Consider the following 17,963-nt stretch of genomic DNA (forward strand, 5'->3'; position numbering starts at 1 on the left):
ATGCCCTGTCCCGCGCCACAGAACTTCTTCCTATTTTCTATCATTTCCGTATGTCTGAATCCAAACCTGCTGACGGTATTAAACCGCTGTTTTACGACCCTACTGAACGCCGCATCCGTAGTTTTGTCACCCGCGCCGGGCGCTTGTCTGATGCGCAGGCCAGGGCGATAGAAAACCTGAGTCCGCGTTTTTGTATCCCTTATCAAAAAGCTCCACTGGATGTCGATGCGGCGTTTGGCCGCCAGGCACCGACGGTGTTTGAAATTGGTTTTGGCATGGGCGAGACCAGTGCCAAAATTTCTGCTGGCATGCCAGAGAAAAACTTCATCGGCGTTGAGGTACACACCCCCGGTGTGGGCAGCTTGCTCAAACTGACGGATGAAATGGGTTTGCAAAACCAGCGCATCATCCAGCATGATGCCTTTGAAGTGCTGACAAGCATGATCGTGCCAGCGTCCCTGCATGGCATACACGTGTTTTTTCCTGATCCCTGGCACAAGGCACGCCATAACAAGCGTCGTCTGATACAGGGGCCGCTGGTGGCCTTGCTGGCCTCACGTCTTGCACCAGGTGGCTACCTGCACTGTGCGACAGATTGGGAAGAATATGCCGTGCAAATGCTGGAAGTATTGAGTGCTGAACCTGCCTTGGAAAATACTGCTGAAGCGTATGCGCCACGCCCAGATTATCGCCCAGTGACAAAATTTGAGAACCGTGGCTTGCGCCTTGGCCATGGAGTGTGGGATTTGGTATTCCGTAAAAAGTAAGTCGGCGGGATTGTTAGCGTGATACAGAATTAGTGCAAAATTTGCAGGGCTGGCTTGGTGCGCAAGTCGCGCCAGCGTGCTTCTGTCTTCCAGCGTGCAGACCAATCAACAAACTGGTCTGCCGGCATGGGGCGGGAGATGCCGTAGCCCTGCGCCAGGCGGCAACCCAGTTCCAGTAACTTCGCGCCATGTGCCATGGTTTCGACGCCCTCGGCAATGACCTGGCGGTTAAAAGCACCTGCCAGGCGTATCACGCCTTCGACGATGTCCAGGTCTTCAACATCGGTCAGCATGTCGCGTACAAAGCTCTGGTCTATCTTGAGGGTATCTACTGGCAACTTGCGCAGATAGGTCAAGGATGAATAGCCCGTGCCAAAATCATCAAGTGCGAAATGTATGCCTAACTGACGGCAGCGATTGAGTATGGCAACAGCCTGTTCCATATCGGCAATGGCGGCGGTTTCCAATACCTCCAGCTCAAAATTGGTGGCCTGGAAATATGGGTGGGCCCGTAGGGCAGCTTGCAGGTAGTCACAAAAATCGGGTGCCAGCAAATGATGGGCGCTGATATTGGCGCTCACGCGGATGCTGATGCCGCGTAGTTGCCAGTGGTAGGCTTGCTGTATGGCTGCCTTGATAACCCATTCCCCCAGGGGTTTTTCCAGTTTGCTGCCATAAATGTGTGGTAAAAATTCTGCAGGGGAAAGTATGCCGCGATTTGGATGTTGCCAGCGTATCAGTGCTTCTGCGCCGACTATTTCACCGGTGATCAAATCTACTTTGGGCTGGTAGTACAGGATAAATTCATTCTGGTCCAGCGCAATTTCCAGCCTTTCCAGTATCTGCCGGCGCTGCTGCGCCTTGCGGTCATTTTCAGGGTCAAACAGATGGTAACGATTCTTGCCAGCTTCCTTGGCCAGATACATGGCGTGGTCAGCATGGCGTAGTAGAGTGTCGGAATCGACATTGTCATCCGGGTACAGGCTGACACCTATGCTGGCTGTGATGCTTACTGATTTCAAATCTATCTGTATCGGTTTGCTGACGCCCACCAAGACGCGGTCCAATATCATCGCACTTTCCTCTGCTGAAGAAATGTCGGATAGCAGCACCGCAAATTCATCGCCTCCCAAACGGGCTAATGTGTCGTCAGCGCGCAGAACATGCTTGAGATTTTCTGTCACGCCTATCAACAGGCGGTCGCCGACAGTGTGCCCATATTTGTCATTGATTTCTTTAAATCCATCCAGATCGAGAAAGCAAACTGCCAGTGACTTATTGGTGCGATTGGCGCGGTTGACGGCCTGGCTCAGGCGATCTGCCAGCAAGCGGCGATTAGGAGCACCTGTCAGCGGATCATAGTGGGCCATGCGGTCCAGTTCTGCTTCATGGGTCTTGAGTTCGCTGGTGTCGGTGAAGATGCCAATATAGTGCTGTATCTCACCGGCAGCGTCGCGAACCGAAGAGATGGATAAGAGTTCCGGGAAAACTTCGCCATTCTTGCGCTTGTTCCAGATTTCGCCACGCCAGAAATCATCTTCCTTGACGGCATTCCACATCTCGGCATAAAAACTGGCATTGTGGTGGCCAGATGCCAGTATCTTGGTGGATTTGCCATACACTTCTTTTTCTGTATAGCCTGTGATGCGGGTAAAGGCTGGATTGATCTTGGTAATGCAACCCTGAGGATTGACCACCATGATGCCCTCAAAGCTACTGGAAAACACGGTGGCAGCCTCGCGCTGTGCCAATTCCATCATTTTTTGTGCGGTAATGTCAGTGTGTGTGCCAGACATGATGAGAGGTTTGCCTTGTTCACCTCTGGCAACAATGGCCCCTCTGGTCAGCACCCAGCGCCACTCGCCGGATTTGCTCATCAGGCGCAATTCCAGTTCATGGCTGGCCGTTTGTCCCTGGATATGCCTGTTCAGGGACTCTTGTGCCATTCGCAAGTCATCAGGGTGAACATGATCTGACCAGTGTTCAGGACTGACCTTCATTTCGCCAGGTGCGTAACCCAACATGGTTTCCCAACGTGCGCTGACCTTGAAGGTATTGTTGACCAAGTCCCAGTCCCAATATCCAAGATCCGAGCCCAACATCACGCGCTCCAGCCTTTGTTCCCTCTCCAGCAACTCAGCGGCAATAATTTTTTTCTCGTTGATGTCTGCCAGTGTGCCGACCACACGCAAGGCGTTACCCTTGCTATCGCGGCCAACGACGCGGCCCCTAGCATGCACCCACTTGACCTCACCTTGCTTGGTTAACAGGCGGTATTCAAAATCGATATCGGCGCTGTGAGTGGTCCTGTAGTTTTTGATATGTTGTAAGACCAGAGAGACGTCGTCAGGAAAAATCTGGCGCTTGATAAAATCCATATCCTGGGTATCTTCATTCTCTGAATAGCCAGTCATTTCATAGTAACGTTGTGAGCGATAGACCTTGTTGGAAGGAACATCCCAATCCCACAGCGCCTCGCTGGTGGCAGCGATGGCCATTTGCAGGCGCTCTTCGCTGGCTTGTAATTGCATGGCTGCGACCTTGCGTTCAGTGATGTCTTGCACGCTTCCATGCAGCCTGATCAGCCTGCCCTCTGCATCTTGTAAGGCTTCGCCACGGGCGATAACCCAACGGTGGCTGCCATCTGGCCGGACAACTTCTGCATCGCAGGTATAGGGGGTGCAATGCCTGACGGCTTCTTCCACTACTGCTGCCAGTCTGGACCAGCTCTCGGGCGTGAAATATTGCTGCACTTCAGGGTAGGCGGCAGGTGGCAGCGCCGGGTCCCGACCATAAATCGTATACACTTCTTCCGACCAGGTATGCACATCGCTGCGCACATCCCAGTTCCAGCTGCCGACGGCGGCTAGGCGCTGCGCTACTTTCATGGCAGCTTCACTTTCCCGCAGGGCAGCCTCGGCCTCCTTGCGCTCAGTGATGTCGCGGGCGATGCCAAACAAGCCTTGAACGTTGCCAGACTTGTCCAGCATCGGCCCTTTGGTCACCATGAATACGATGGACTTGCCACTGTGGGTTCTAATACTTTCATCATGCGACTGTATCTGGCCGCTGCTTAACACGCCTTGATCGATTTTGGCTATCAATTGAGCAGACTCTGGCGGGAAGAGATCATGGTCACCATGTCCAATGACTTCATCCGCAGGTTTGCCGATGAACCTGGTAACCGACTCATTGGCCAGTACATAACGCCCTTTGAGGTCTTTAACGAAAATGGCATCAGAAGTACCGCTGATGATGGCATCGAGCAAATTACGACTATTTTTCACCTTTTGCAAAGACTCGCGTACTGCCTCGCTGAGTATGCTGACCGCAATGCCATTCACCACCAGAAAGCCCAGTTGCAGAATGTCCTGATTGGATTTAATGGCAAAACTATGCAAAGGCGGGATGAGGAAGTAGCTTAGTCCCACACTGGCGACCAATGTTGACACCAGGCCAGGGCCTAGTCCTCCCAGCATTGCACTTAAAATGATGGGAAGCACAAACATGATCAGCATGGGCCGGTTTTCAAAACTCTGGGCCATCGCCATGCGCAGCAACAGGACAGACAAGGGCAGTGCAATTGCCAGCAGATAAATGGGCCAGCGTAGCTGAAACTGTGAGTGAAAGGCTGAAAGCAACGAACTATCCAGGGCAGATTGCTCATGAAGACTTACTTGCGGAACCGCACGCATAGCCAAAAAAATCAATGCAGTCGTGATGACAACAAAGAATACACCTTTGACCGTTGATAGCCAGGTAATTGCTTCAATATCGCTAAAGCTTGTCAACAGGCTGTCAGACAATAATATCCACGCCATCGCAAATAAAAAGTACAGCACCGTCACGATGCCAATGTACCGATTGCGTGAAGTAGTCATCATATAGAACCTGCCATTTCAACATTGCTGACGGAGATGAAGCCTGGCTGACCTTACGTACGACTTGTAGCGATGAGGGCGATCAGTTTGCCAATAAGAAACTACTGCTGGAAAAGTGTATGTTGCCGTATGGAATTTTACTCAAGCGTAACATGCTCGCGCGCTTACTTACTACGCACTTGTTACTAAGATGTGCCAATTGTGTTTTTTTGTCAATGTACAAAAATGCAAAATTTGTAAAATTGACATAAAAGCGACTACAAAGAGGGAATTGACGCAGGATGATGCCGTGAACAAGCTTCAGGCCACCGTACTTAATGGGGCCAGCAGGGTTTGCAAGTCTTCTGCACTGAATTTGCTGGCAAGGGCAGTATCGCTGCCCAGCACACCCTCTGCCAAAGCAGCCTTGCGTGCCTGCAGACCCATGATGCGCTCTTCTATGCTGCCCTCCACCAATAATTTATAGATAAAGACAGCTCGCTCCTGACCTATGCGATGAGCACGGGCATTGGCCTGCTCCTCCACGGCCGGGTTCCACCAGGGGTCCATATGAATTATGGTGTCAGCCGCAGTCAGGTTCAGGCCCACACCACCTGCTTTCAGGCTGATTAGCATGATGGGCACTTCCTTGTTTTGAAACTGGGCCACCACTGCACCACGGCTGGCCGTTGCGGTTTTACCAGTCAACATCAGATAAGCCAGGTCCAGTTCAGTGAGCGCAGTGGCAATCAGTTCCAGCATTTCAGTAAATTGTGAAAACACCAGTACGCGGCGGCCTTCTGCCACCAGGGCAGGTAGCATATCGCTAAGCATTTCCAGCTTGGCTCTTTCCATTTCTGGAGGCAGATTCTGGCCTTTCAGCAAAGCTGGGTCACAACAGACCTGGCGCAACTTCAACAGCGCATCCAGTATCGTGATCTGTGCGCCGTCAAAGCCCTTGCGTTGCAATATACGGCGCACCTGTTCATCAGCGGCAACGCGCACGCTTTCATACAATTCACGTTGCTTACCTTGCAGACGCAGGCGCTTGATGACTTCCGTGCGAGGTGGCAATTCTGTCGCCACTTCATCCTTGCGTCGTCGCAAGATGAACGGACGCACCCGTTGCGCCAGCAATTGTGCGCGCAGGGTTTCGCCATTGACCTCTATGGGTTTGCGCCACAAGCGTGAAAAACTGCGCATGTCACCCAGAAAGCCTGGCATCAAAAAATCAAATTGCGCCCATAGCTCATCCAGATTATTTTCCAATGGTGTACCTGTCATGCACAGCCTGTGTCGGGCGCGTATCTGTCGTACCGCATCAGCACTGCGGCTGGCTGCATTCTTGACTGTTTGCGCTTCATCGAGGATCAACAAATGAAATTCCTGCGCCTTCAATACCTCAAGGTCGCGCCACAATAGAGGGTAAGTCGTCAGCACCACATCAGCTTGCTTGATATCTGCAAACAAGTCTGCGCGCTCTGGCCCTTGCAGCGTCAATACGCTGAGGGCTGGGGCCATCCGCCTCGCCTCGGCTTGCCAGTTGAAAATCAGTGAAGTCGGCAGCACGATCAGGACAGGGATGTCCATCCGGCCTTCTTGCTTCTCTATCAGCAAATGGGCTAGTACCTGGGCTGTTTTCCCCAGCCCCATATCGTCGGCCAGTATGCCAGCCAGATGTTGTTCGCGCAGGTATTGCAGCCAGGCTACGCCGTGCAATTGATAAGGACGCAGAGTCACACCTAAACCCTCCGGTGCAGCCACTACACGCGGGCTGCCAACTTTCTTCAGGCGTTGCGCCAGGCTGCGCAAGCCCACATCGCCCTGCAATTGCCAACCTCCATAGTCACCTGCACGTGCAGGCTGGCTATCGAGCAGGCTGACGCGCAAGGCTTCCAGCCTGTAGCTGTCCCAAGTAGACAGTGGTACTGGTCCTTCCGCTTGCGGCCTGTCGGTCAGTAAATCCAGCATGTGGATGACGATAGCTTTCAGCGGCGCTGCGATGGCATCAATACGCCTGCCACCAGGGGCGCGTAATTGTATGATGGCCATGTCGTCAATCTGTCGTACTTGCCTGGCACTCAACCAGCGCGCATCGCGTTGCAACAGGTGTGCCAGCATGGGCACCAGGTCCAGTACCTCACCTTCGATCTCTATGCCCAGGCTCAGCATCCATGAGCCTTCGCGCGCTGGCAGACCGAGTGGCGTGATGACCTCGTTACGGCCACGCATGCGTGATACCACCTGCTTGCCAGTAATCGCACCTGTGTTTTCATCGATGATGAGATGCCAGGCATCGACAGGCACGCTCTCATGTGCAAAGCCGGGGCGCACTATAACTTGCCAGCCCAACGCCTGCATTTCAGGTAATTTTTCAGCCCAGAAGTCGGCAAAAAATCCTTCTTGCACCAAGCTCCAGATCGGCCCAAAATTTTCTGCAATGCTGCCGTTGCGCCATTGCAGGCTGGCAGCGGGCAAGGGTTGCAAGCCTATATCCCACACCTTGTCGAGTGCATCTGCTTCTGCACCCAGATCACGCAGCAGACTCAGAGGCTTGCCATCTGCATCGTGCAATAATTGGGTGGAATGTGGTCTGCGGTTCAGCAAGGCTGTAGGTGCCGGGGTTTGCCAGTTCAGCCCGGTGTTGGTCCGATACAGCCAGTCGATCTCCACCACCGTGACACTGCCACCGCGTGGGCCAAAGTCACCACTGGGTTTCATGCCCAGTAAGCCATCCCCCCTGTGCAGGGTTTGCAGGGTGATGCGTGGGCGAAAATGGCCCGTCACTTCAGGCAAGCCACGAGGTGCTGGTTTATTTTCCTTCAAAATGAGTCCGTATGAAATCCAGTTCACCAAACTGCACCTGGATATCCGTACCGACAGGCACTGAAGGGCTGCCTGCATAGGATCCCGTAATAACAGCCTGGCCTGCCTGCAAGCCAATCCCCTTGCTGCGTAAAAATTCTGCCAGCCAGTACAAGGGCAGGCGTGGCCGTCTGGCCGGATGTTGTCCATTCAATGTGACGCTTTCCTGGCCGGCGATAGTCAACTTGATAGCGAACTGGCTGGTCTGCCTGGCTATGTTTGAATTCACGACAGGGCCGAGTAGCAGGCCTTGGTTGAACAAGCCATCAGCAAAGTGGTCATAAAAATTCAGTTGCTCCGCATGCGCATAGCGGCTATCGATTAGCTCCAGTGCCAGCCTGGTTTCTGCCACTGCACCATCAACATCTGCGGGTGAATAGCTTGCTATCCTGGCAGGTAAGTCATTCGCGAGTACAAATGCCAGTTCTGGTTCTATCTTGACCTGTCCGTGTCTGGCCCAGACCGCGCATGGCTGTGTATTCGCTTCATGCACATCATTTGCATAGATAGGCGCCACTATCCAGTTGTCTGCTGCGGGCATGCCGCATTTCCAGGCAACGATGGCTTGATCCATCCACTTGCTGACGGCACATTGGATGGCAAATGCCGTATCCAGATCACGCGGGCGATGTGGCTCAGGCAGGGCATCACCCTGCGTACCGCTTTGCCGCCGTTCCATTAAAATCCTGGCTGCATGACTGACACTGGCTTGATTCATGGTAGCGATTGGAAAGAAGTGAAAGTAGGCATTTTATCCTGCCATGGTTTTCAATGCAGACTGTAAATAGGCGAACAGGCGATTGTCTATGCCCATGCGTAACTCCGGCTGCTCAGCAAAGGCTTGCTGGATTTTCTTTTGCAATGCTGGATTATTGCCCGCTTTTTTCAGCGACAGTGCTTGCCACGCTTTTGCCAGTTCCTGCACTTTGGGATGGCTGACACGACTGCCAGCGACACATTCGCTATGCAAGGCAGCGATCAGGGCTGGCCAGGCGGCGGCATCTGTCACGCTATGCTGGCGTAGTATGTCCAACTCCTCCGGCTGACAATAGGCCTCGTACAAAGGCAGGCTGGCACAGGCCAGAGCGCGCACCATGTAGTCAAGCGTGGCCTGGTCCAGTCCCGAGAATAATTGCAAAGCCTTTTCTTCACTTTGCATCTGATAAAACTTGATCAGTATCGCTGCGTCGCCGCCGCTCTCGTCCTGCATGCACTGTAGCCAGCGCTGGCTCAATGATTGTGCCAGTGCATCTTGTGGCGACACCTGCTTTTCCATCAAACCATGCAAGGCATGGATGAGTGCAGACTTGTCTGTCGTATCCGATGCCGTGCGTTGACGGCGCAAGGCAGCAAGTTCTGCTGTGGTGAAATATTTTTCGCTATGCACGGTCATCTCCAGCGCTGTCAGCCAGTCATCCACGACAGGTAACTGCGCGCCGTCCAAATGTGCGGACAGGTTGAGTAAATGGTCGCGCAAGGCCAGTGCTTCCCGCGCTTGCTTTTCCATCAGGCTGATTTGTTGCTTAACGATATCGCCCATGCTGACGCTGTCATCATCGAGTATGGCCCGGATTTCATTCAGCGACAGTTGCAGCCGTCGCAAGGCCTGTATGCGGTACAGGCGCAATACGTCTTCGTCATCGTATAAACGGTAAGTGTTATCCGCTCGCACCGACGGGCAAAGCAAGCCTATCTTGTCGTAATGGTGCAGGGCGCGCACGGTCAGCCCTGTACGTTTCGCCAGTTCACCTATTTTTAGCTTCATTTTGTTCGCGTATCCATGCATTTTCTCTTGATCATAAGCAGGGATGATAAACCCTGACCCTGGGTCAGGCACAAGATGCAAAAGTCAATCTTATAGGACTTACGCAAAATTGTCGCAGCAAGGCTATCGCTTAAGGACACATCCCTTGCCGGAGAGGTTTGTTACGTCTGTGGACAACATGTTGTCCAAAAACCCGCCTACACCGTAGCGACGAAGACAGTACGTTAGTACGCGGCTCCTGGGAGAAGTGCCGCAACGCAGTTGGGGCGGTTTTGCGTAAGTACTATCTTAAGCTTATTTGCTGAATCAATAGGCAACGGAAAAAGTAGCCTTGCCCTCAAGGGCGTTACCATCCTCGGTATTTACACCGGCGGCACTGACACAGATAGTCTGATATTTTCCTCATCGACACCTGATCTCAGCAATGCCACGATCACCGGCTTTGAAAATCTGGCGCTAACCAATAATGCCAATATTACGGCATCCATAGCCCTGATGTTGCAATTTACCGGCACCGTCTATGCAGCGAGAACCGAGACCCTGAATCTGACGACGGCTGGTACTTTCAATGCTTTCAGCACGATGTAAAAGTACAACTTGGCCAACGGTACCAACAATTTCACGTCGGCCAACATGGCCGTCAATGTGATTGGCGGTACCGGCAAGGATGTCCCTAATTTTAGTACCAACCAGATCATCAATTTCCTGACCATAGTGGACGCCTGCAATGGTACCGACATTCTCAACATCGGCTCTACTACAACCCAGAAGTTTGACACTACTGACTTCTTTGTGCAATTGATAGGAACAGTTCGCCCTATTATTGCAGGTAAACTGATTGCTCAAAGAAACGGATCATCAGGGCAGGTATCATTTCTGATTCCTGTCTGTCGTGTTTAAAACGCCAGCTCCGCTGGCATTTTTTTGTTTCTCGCTTCCCATGGTTTTTTTGCTGGGTGGTGGTAGTTGGAAAATCTGCCAACATCTTTTGAAAATTGCTTGAATTTGTAAAACTAGTGTATTACTGTATTAATACACATGAGGTTGCTGTATTAGTCATTGCCCCCATGAGAAGCTACCATGACGCGCTCATCCTCACGATGAAGGTGTTCAGGTATTCATGTAAACACGATGAGAGGCTGGAACATGGAGCATATAACATGACGCCAGGCATGACGCACATCAAGCCGCGCCAGTTGGGCGCTGAAATATTTCAGGTAAGCACCGGGAGTAGCGAGCCTATCTATCGCCAGTTGATAGAACAATTGCGACGCCTGCAGGCGGGTGGGCAAATTGCCGCAGGTGATGCTATGCCATCTGTGCGCGATGTCGCCAGCGAGTTGGGCGTCAACCCCATGACGGTATCCAAGGCCTACAGCATGCTCGAAGCCGAGGGCTTGCTGGTGCGTCGCCGTGGCTTGGGAATGGAAGTAGCGGCCCAGGCTAAGGGCCATTCTGATCTCGCGTCAAGGCTGGAATTATTGCGTCCCAGCCTTGAGCGCATAGCACTCGAAGCCAGCCAGCTTGAGCTAGATGCTAAATCCGTCATCACTCTGTTGACCAGTATTCTCAAAGGAAAATGAACATGCAAGCTCAGTTAAATGCTCCGGTACAGATACAAGGATTGAGTAAATCCTTCAGTGGGCAAAGTGTCTTGAAAAATCTCGACTGGCAAATCGCCCCTGGCAGTATCGTCGGCTTACTGGGGCGTAACGGTGCGGGTAAGTCTACCCTGATTGAATGTCTGCTGGGTTTGCGGGATATCGATGCTGGAACGACCAATCTCTACGGTGAAGATGCCGCCCAACTCAGTGCTGCGACCAAGGCCAGAATCGCCTACGTGCCACAGCGCAGTGATTTGTTTGAATGGCTGACAGCCAGGCAAATGCTGGCCTATTTCCAGCGGCTCTATCCACGCTGGAATGACGGCAAGGTAGAGTCGTTGATGCAGGGATGGGATCTGCCTTTTGACAAAGCTATCAATAAACTGTCGATAGGACAAAAACAGCGCCTGTCCATCATTCGTGCCCTGGCCCATGAGCCAGAATTACTGATACTCGACGAACCTGTCTCCAGCCTTGACCCTGCCGGTCGCCGTGATTTTTTGCGTGAGTTGATAGACCGGGTGATCGACAAGCAAACCACCATCGTGTTCTCGACCCATATTTTATCTGATCTCGAAAGAGTCGCCATGGATGTCGCTTTTCTGCATGCAGGACAGATTGTTCATCAGCAGGCGCTGGACGACATGATGGACAATACGGTGCGTATCAGTGCCAGCCCTACAGTGCTGCAGCAATTGCAGCCACACAAAGTCTTGCGCCGTTTTGCCGAGGGCGACGACAAATTGCTGGCTCAGTTCAGCACTGAACAATTGCAGGTTCTCCAGGCACGCACTGGTGTGCGGGTTGACAAGCTCAGTCTGGAAGACATCTTCATCGAAATGACACGATAGAAAAGCATGTTGAAGCACACCATTCGTCAATTCAAACCGCTCGCGAAAGTAAGAATATGAAAGCCATCATCTCGGTATGGATGCAGCCTGTCTATGCGCGCAGCAATGCTGCTGGTTTAAAAATCTTGTATGCCTTGTTGGGGATAATTGCCTTGTTGCCCCTCATTCTGTTCTTGTTGGCACGCAAAGATGAATCAGATGCGATATCCATTTTAATGGCGCTCGCCATAGGCATCGGGGTTGCGGTCGGCGTGCTGCTGGTATTCTGGTTTGTTCTGCTGGTGCCCAGTGTGGCCTTGCAATATAGCCCGGCGAATGCAGGCCTGGTGCCACAACTCAGGCGATACATGAAGGTGGCACTGGCAATACCTGTATTGCTGATGCCTGCTATCCTTGCATTGACCCTGGTCACCCACTTGAAGGGTCTGTTTTTCCAGTCTTGGCTGATAGGCGTGTTTGCCATGCTGGTTTATGTTGCGACCCTGCGCAGTAAATGGGTAGTGATATTCCTGGTGCTGCTCAGTCAGTTACCGATGTGGTGGGGTAATCGATTCAGCCTGGATCCGCAGGCAAGCTGGAACCAGCCTGCCTTGCTCATGCTGGTAGGGCTGGGCCTGACCGCAGCGATCTTGCACTGGGTTTTTGCCATTCATGGTGACCAGCATTTCAAGCGAGAAGAAAGCTTTAGCATGATACAAAAAGCCATGAATGGTGAGGAAGTGACCTCGACACACTATTCACTGCGCTTCTTTAATCCCTATGATTTGTTGATGCGCTGGTGTATGGTCAAGGTGGACAAGACAGGCAGAACACCGGCAGCCGTTGCGCAGCTAATTCCCTTTGCCTTCGGGGCACAGGTCTTCTGGCTGACCAGCTTTGTATCGGTTGCCTTGATGAGTGCCGGTCTGAGTATTTACTTTGCCGTTTTCTTGCATCATTCATCAAAATTTGCTGAGAACGACATGGGATTGGCATACGCTGCTGCCATGGTCGCTTTTGTCATGCTACCCGTGATATATGTTTCCATGCTTCGCGCCACCATGTACCAACGCAAAGGGGAGCACAGCTTGCTATTGCTGGCGGCAGCGTTGCCACCCCAGGCGGAGCAAACCAGGATCGTGCTACATTTTTTACTGCGCCAGTTCTTTGGCCTATGGCTGCTGACATTATTGATCGTGGCTGTCACCATGCATTTTTCACCAGCTTCCACGAATGCAGCAGAGATGGCCTGGCTTGCCTGCTTTTGTCTGCTGCCTTTGAGTTTCATGAGTTTGCATAATTATGCCAGGATCAGGTCCCGCTATGAAACTGCCTTGTTACTTGCTTTCGCACTTCCGGCTTTTCTGGGGCTGGTTTCGTTGGGCATGCTCAAGCTGTGGCCAGCATTGCCAGTCTGGCTGATCTGCTTGCTGATCGTGCTGGTGACGCTCCCCATCTTGCGCTGGCGCTGGCAAATACTCATGCAAGCGAACGCCGTATTTCCGGCTGGTCGTGCTGCATGAAATGAGGGGTACTGCGTCTGCATTTCTTGCCAGGGTCATACTTTAGTATAGGGCACGGCAAGTCTTAAATGGCCTATATTCTCAGACTTACCGGAGTTGAATTTGTCAGCTTAAGGATGTCAGAATGAGTATGGTCATGCAAATGTGTTCACAGATTACAAATAAAGAAGATGCCAGAAGCCTGAGTGCTATGGAACAGTATGAGCGGCGTCGCCAGGTGGTGCGAGCGCATGAGCGCGGTGCCAAGAAAGTTCAGATAGCGCGCGAACTGGGTCTCAGCTATACGGCAGTCTGTCTGATTATTACGCGCTATGTCAATCAGGGCGCTGATGCATTATTGCCGCATAAGCGTGGTCGCCGGGCAGGCGAGGGGCGCGCCCTGAGCAGCGAGCAGGAAGTACAGTTGCAGGAAATGATCAAGGCTAAGAAGCCGCGTCAGTTGCAGCTTGATTTTCCTGAATGGAATCGCCCGGCAGTGGCTGAGCTCATCACTAAGCACCTGGGTGTGCAAATGCATATCCGCTCGGTCACCAACTATCTGAAACGCTGGAATATCGTTGTGGAAAGGGCCGAACCCAGGCCACAGCACGGCCGGTTGACAGTAGCTGCAGTACCCGCAGTCCTCACTGTGCCAACTGCACCGCTTGTAGTATCGGTTGCCGAGCCTGCCAGTGTAGAAGAGTCACCTACTTGATCCCCGGACTCATTTCATCCTTGTGATGAAATGAGTTTTACTTATTCAGTCCATCCCTCGGATTAGGTGTACCAGTCAGTTTCGGTTCATCCCGCCAACAAGCAGTTTTGTCACGCTATTCTGCGTTCCTTCAGTCTCTTCACATAAACCCGGCATCCAAGGCTAAAATGCCTTGGGTGGCTCGTCGGAAGCTTCAAGCCTGAGCCTATTTGCGCTTTTCTTGTCTTTTTCCTGGTTTCTGATGTCGAATACACTACGCCATTCAAAATGTCTGTTTCTCTTGCTGGCAATGTCGCTGATCTTGCTTTTTCAGACAGCTCAGGCATCTGCCTTACGTACCCTGCGTTTCCAGCATGTGGGTCTGGAGCAGGGCTTGCCTATGCAGGCTGTGCAAACCATAGGGCAGGACAAGCAGGGCTATCTCTGGTTTGGAGGGCAGGCTGGCCTGGTGCGCTATGACGGTTATCGCTTTAGCCTGTACAAGAATGTCACGGATGATGAGCATAGTCTCAATAGTGACTGGGTAAGGCAGGTTTACTTTGACAGGCAAGACCGTATGTGGGTTGCCACCGCTGCAGGTGGGCTGCATTTGTACGACAGAAAAAAGAATCAGTTCCAGCGTTTTATCATACCAGGGGAACTGGCATCGCAAGTGCAGAATAGTGCCATTAATGACGTGCTTGACGATGGTCAGCAAGGTCTGTGGTTGGCAACAGAAAATGGCCTGGGCCATTTTGTGCCAGCTACCGGGAAAGTACGCTGGTGGCATCATCAGCCTGGTCGTGAACAAAGCCTGGCAAATGAACGCGTCAATACTCTGGCGCTGGACGCCACTGGCAAGCTGTGGCTGGCGACCGATAACGGTCTCGATAGCATGGAACCCGGCAGTAATGATTTTGTTCACTACCGTGTGGACAGTACGGCCAGTGCTGAATCCAAAATCAATGCAGTCAATAAAATCCTGATCGATAGGCAAGGCAACATGTGGCTGGGTTTGCGCAAAGGCATGTTGTTGTGGAAGCACAAGCATGCCTGGGATACGCGGACAAGAATAAGCCTGCCTGACAAGTTGGCAAATATCAGCATCAAGGAACTCTATCAGGACCAAGTGGGACAAATCTGGATGGTACCGCACGCCCAGGGAGTGTTGCGCTGGAATCCGGCAACGCAATCGATGCAGCATTTCAAGCGTGATCCGGGCGACAATAGCAGCCTGACAGACGATCAGGTGGAGGTGGTCTTTCAGGACCATAGTGGCAGCCTGTGGCTGGGCTACTGGACCAGTGGTACCAGCCATGTCGATTTATCCGTGGCTGCCTTTCGGCGCTATGTCGCTTCAGACCAGGCTGGCAGCCTGAGCAATATCAAGGTGACCAGCATACTTGAAGCCGCGCCGGGCCAGCTCTTGCTTGGCACATTTGGGGGCGGCTTGAACAGCCTGGATTTGCAGACGGGGATCGCCAGCAATGGCAGTGCCACATATGGCCTGGATGGCAAAACCATACTCAGCATGTTTACTGCTAAAGACGGGCAGATATGGGCTGGCACTGAAAAAGGTATCTCGCGCATCGATCTGGCGAGCGGTAAATCCTACCCCCGCCAGATATTGCCAGGTGAGCCAGCAGCTCACCAGATGCAAGCGATCATTGAAGATCGCGCAGGCATATTTTGGGCTGCCAATACCCGTGGACTGTTGAGGCTGGACCCGGTTAGCAATCAACTCAGCAGTCTGCGGCGCAATAGCGCTGACCCATCCAGTATCGCTCATGATGGCGTGATGGCGATATTGGAAGACAGCCAGTCCCGTCTGTGGGTAGGCACCCTCGATGGTCTGGATCTGCTGGACAGATCAAACATGAAGTTCAAACACTACCGGCACGACAGTAAAGAGCCAGGCAGCCTGGCGAGCAATGCGATCTCAGCCCTGTTTGAAGACAGCCAGAAAAATATCTGGATAGGTAGCAGTGCCGGTATCAGCAAAATAAAGAAAAATAGCCAGGGCATGGTCAGTTTCAGCAATTACGCCACCAATGCCTCTGTCGATTGCATCATGGAAGATCAGGCAGGAAAGTTGTGGCTCAGCACAGATGCTGGTATAGCACGCTTTGATACGGTGACAGAAAAATTCCGCTACTTCACAGGGAAGGACGGATTGATTGACGGCGGCTACTATATGGCTGCCTGCTTCAAGGACAGGCAAAGCAATATGTATTTTGGTGGCTTGAACGGAATGAGTGCCTTCCAGCCGGCAGATGTGCGCGAAAATACCATCCCGCCCAAGGTCTTGATTACCGGTTTGCAGATTTTTAATCAACCACAGGAAGAAGGAAAAACGGCTGCCGGTTTTACTATGCGAGGGCAAATCCAGGACAATCAAGCCATCACCCTGGCACATACTCATAGCGTGTTTTCACTGGAATTTGCCGCTCTGCATTTTGCCGATCCACAAAGCAATCAATTTGCCTATCAGTTGCAAGGCTTTGACCAGGACTGGGTCTATACAGATGCCAGCCGCCGTTTCGCCACGTACACCAATCTGGATGCCGGTGAATATCTGTTTCGCGTCAAGGCAGCGAACAAAGATGGCGTCTGGAATGAAACCGGGGCACAGCTGCGCGTTACCATCACACCACCGTTCTGGAAAACATGGTGGTTCAGGCTCTTGCTTGTCAGCCTGTTGCTGGCTGTATTGTGGGCAATACATCGCTACCGCTTGCACCATTTGCTGATGCAAAAAAAGTTGCTGGAAACAGAAGTCGAAAAAAGAACCACAGAAATCGCCTTGCAAAAACAAGAGATAGAACAGAAGACCGCTGAACTGGAAAGAACCGTAGGCGTACTGGCACTGGCGAATCAGCAGCAGCTTGAACACCAGAGCGAATTGACGCGCTTTCTGGCGGTGGCCAGCCATGATTTGCGCCAACCCATGCATGCCCTCAACCTGTATCTGGATGCACTGTCTTTCGAAGAATTGTCCAGCAGTTCCAGGGGGTTACTGTACAAGCTAAAGAAGTGCGCGCACACCATGGATGGCATGTTCCTGTCCTTGCTGGACTTGTCGCGCCTGGACGCCAGAATAGTCGAACCAGAATTAAGCAAATTCCCGCTGACCTTGATACTGAAAAAAATAGAGCTGGAATTTGCTCCACAGGCGCAGGCAAAGAAACTCTTGCTCACGGTGGCAGAAACGCAGCTTTGGGTAGAGTGTGATAGTAATTTGCTGGAACAAATTTTACGTAATCTGGTCGCCAATGCCATACGTTATACCAACGAGGGCCAGGTAGAACTCAGTTGTGCAGAAGCCGGAGACCAGGTCAGGCTGATGATCAGCGATACGGGTATTGGTATTTCCTTGCATCAGCAAGAAACCGTGTTCCAGGAATTTTTTCAGGCGCACGGTGCAGTCATGCAGCGACGTGATAGCACCAAAGGATTGGGGCTGGGCCTGGCGATTGTCAAACGTCTGACAGACTTGTTGGCCATGCCCATGGTCTTGCATTCAGAACCGGGTCATGGTACCAGGTTCACTCTCTTGCTCAATAAAGTGGATGCGTCTGAAAATGCTGTCTTGCCCAGGCAATTTGAGAGTGATCATGCCAGTGTACTGAAAGGCAAACGCATCATCATCATTGATGACGACGAAGCCATACTCCAAGCTACTCAAAGCTGGTTAATGCAATGGCATTGCGTAGTGACGGCTGCCAACGGCAGTGAAGAGGCGATGGCAAAAATTGCCGATGACATGAGCATACCGGATGCCATCGTTTGTGATTTTCATCTGGCAGGCAATGTAGATGGTGTGCAGGCCATTTTCAGTTTGCGTGACATGTTTAATCATGACATCCCCGCCCTGATCATTACTGGCGATATCCATGCAGATATCCAATTGAAAAATGGCAGTGTCAATATTCCAGTGTTGCACAAACCAGTCTCGACTGAGGTGTTACATCTAACTTTATGCAGTCTGTTTTTGCAGCCAGCGGGGCAGGACAGTAGTGGTAGCAATTCACCAGATTGAAATGGCACATCAATCATGTATACCTGATCCTGCCGTT

The 17,963-nt window shown here is 52.0% G+C and carries 12 protein-coding genes; 8 read left to right on the forward strand and 4 right to left on the reverse strand.

Annotated elements, in window-relative coordinates:
- Window positions 1-50: 50 nt before the first annotated feature.
- Window positions 51-767 (forward strand): tRNA (guanosine(46)-N7)-methyltransferase TrmB, encoded by a 717-nt coding sequence (gene trmB / locus Q8K39_RS06250; protein ID WP_305258759.1) that lies wholly within the window; start codon window positions 51-53, stop codon window positions 765-767.
- A gap of 29 nt (window positions 768-796) precedes the next feature.
- Here the strand turns inward: trmB and Q8K39_RS06255 are convergent, their stop codons facing one another.
- The 4 genes from Q8K39_RS06255 to Q8K39_RS06270 form a co-directional block, all read right to left on the reverse strand.
- The gene (locus Q8K39_RS06255) at window positions 797-4,651 is read right to left on the reverse strand and encodes a PAS domain S-box protein (RefSeq protein WP_305258760.1); all 3,855 of its coding nucleotides are present in this window, start codon (window positions 4,649-4,651) and stop codon (window positions 797-799) included.
- A 297-nt stretch (window positions 4,652-4,948) separates the two neighbouring features.
- Window positions 4,949-7,453 carry a DEAD/DEAH box helicase gene (locus Q8K39_RS06260; RefSeq protein WP_305258761.1) on the reverse strand — a complete coding sequence of 835 codons (2,505 nt, stop codon included), beginning with the start codon at window positions 7,451-7,453 and terminating at the stop codon, window positions 4,949-4,951.
- Window positions 7,440-8,210 carry a fumarylacetoacetate hydrolase family protein gene (locus Q8K39_RS06265; protein WP_305258762.1) on the reverse strand — a complete coding sequence of 257 codons (771 nt, stop codon included), beginning with the start codon at window positions 8,208-8,210 and terminating at the stop codon, window positions 7,440-7,442. The genes Q8K39_RS06260 and Q8K39_RS06265 overlap by 14 nt, the downstream gene beginning before the upstream one ends.
- A gap of 33 nt (window positions 8,211-8,243) precedes the next feature.
- Window positions 8,244-9,257 (reverse strand): MerR family transcriptional regulator, encoded by a 1,014-nt coding sequence (locus Q8K39_RS06270; RefSeq protein ID WP_305258763.1) that lies wholly within the window; start codon window positions 9,255-9,257, stop codon window positions 8,244-8,246.
- Between the two features lie 261 nt (window positions 9,258-9,518).
- Here Q8K39_RS06270 and Q8K39_RS06275 point away from each other — a divergent pair, with 261 nt between their 5' ends.
- The 7 genes from Q8K39_RS06275 to Q8K39_RS06305 all read left to right on the forward strand — a co-directional run bounded on the left by Q8K39_RS06275 (window position 9,519) and on the right by Q8K39_RS06305 (window position 17,926).
- Window positions 9,519-9,845, forward strand: coding sequence for a hypothetical protein (locus Q8K39_RS06275; RefSeq protein WP_305258764.1), 327 nt, complete (start codon window positions 9,519-9,521; stop codon window positions 9,843-9,845).
- 9 nt (window positions 9,846-9,854) lie between these two features.
- Window positions 9,855-10,157, forward strand: a complete 303-nt coding sequence (locus Q8K39_RS06280) for a hypothetical protein (RefSeq protein WP_305258765.1) — start codon at window positions 9,855-9,857, stop codon at window positions 10,155-10,157.
- A 260-nt stretch (window positions 10,158-10,417) separates the two neighbouring features.
- The gene (locus Q8K39_RS06285; RefSeq protein ID WP_305258766.1) at window positions 10,418-10,840 is read left to right on the forward strand and encodes a GntR family transcriptional regulator; all 423 of its coding nucleotides are present in this window, start codon (window positions 10,418-10,420) and stop codon (window positions 10,838-10,840) included.
- A 2-nt stretch (window positions 10,841-10,842) separates the two neighbouring features.
- The gene (locus Q8K39_RS06290; protein WP_305258767.1) at window positions 10,843-11,712 is read left to right on the forward strand and encodes an ABC transporter ATP-binding protein; all 870 of its coding nucleotides are present in this window, start codon (window positions 10,843-10,845) and stop codon (window positions 11,710-11,712) included.
- A 56-nt stretch (window positions 11,713-11,768) separates the two neighbouring features.
- Window positions 11,769-13,214 carry a hypothetical protein gene (locus Q8K39_RS06295; protein WP_305258768.1) on the forward strand — a complete coding sequence of 482 codons (1,446 nt, stop codon included), beginning with the start codon at window positions 11,769-11,771 and terminating at the stop codon, window positions 13,212-13,214.
- A gap of 136 nt (window positions 13,215-13,350) precedes the next feature.
- Entirely contained in the window at window positions 13,351-13,908 is a 558-nt protein-coding gene (locus Q8K39_RS06300; protein WP_305258769.1) for a helix-turn-helix domain-containing protein, read from the forward strand.
- Between the two features lie 241 nt (window positions 13,909-14,149).
- The gene (locus tag Q8K39_RS06305) at window positions 14,150-17,926 is read left to right on the forward strand and encodes a two-component regulator propeller domain-containing protein (RefSeq protein WP_305258770.1); all 3,777 of its coding nucleotides are present in this window, start codon (window positions 14,150-14,152) and stop codon (window positions 17,924-17,926) included.
- Window positions 17,927-17,963 lie beyond the last annotated feature (37 nt).

It is taken from the genome of Undibacterium sp., assembly GCF_030683615.1.
Lineage (GTDB): Bacteria > Pseudomonadota > Gammaproteobacteria > Burkholderiales > Burkholderiaceae_D > Undibacterium > Undibacterium umbellatum.

Coding starts and splice junctions, on each gene's coding strand:
- trmB (WP_305258759.1), top strand. CDS start 51: ATGTCTGAATCCAAACCTGCTGACGGTATTAAACCGCTGTTTTACGAC.
- Q8K39_RS06255 (WP_305258760.1), bottom strand. CDS start 4,651: ATGATGACTACTTCACGCAATCGGTACATTGGCATCGTGACGGTGCTG.
- Q8K39_RS06265 (WP_305258762.1), bottom strand. CDS start 8,210: ATGAATCAAGCCAGTGTCAGTCATGCAGCCAGGATTTTAATGGAACGG.
- Q8K39_RS06270 (WP_305258763.1), bottom strand. CDS start 9,257: ATGAAGCTAAAAATAGGTGAACTGGCGAAACGTACAGGGCTGACCGTG.
- Q8K39_RS06285 (WP_305258766.1), top strand. CDS start 10,418: ATGACGCCAGGCATGACGCACATCAAGCCGCGCCAGTTGGGCGCTGAA.
- Q8K39_RS06290 (WP_305258767.1), top strand. CDS start 10,843: ATGCAAGCTCAGTTAAATGCTCCGGTACAGATACAAGGATTGAGTAAA.
- Q8K39_RS06295 (WP_305258768.1), top strand. CDS start 11,769: ATGAAAGCCATCATCTCGGTATGGATGCAGCCTGTCTATGCGCGCAGC.
- Q8K39_RS06300 (WP_305258769.1), top strand. CDS start 13,351: ATGCAAATGTGTTCACAGATTACAAATAAAGAAGATGCCAGAAGCCTG.
- Q8K39_RS06305 (WP_305258770.1), top strand. CDS start 14,150: ATGTCGAATACACTACGCCATTCAAAATGTCTGTTTCTCTTGCTGGCA.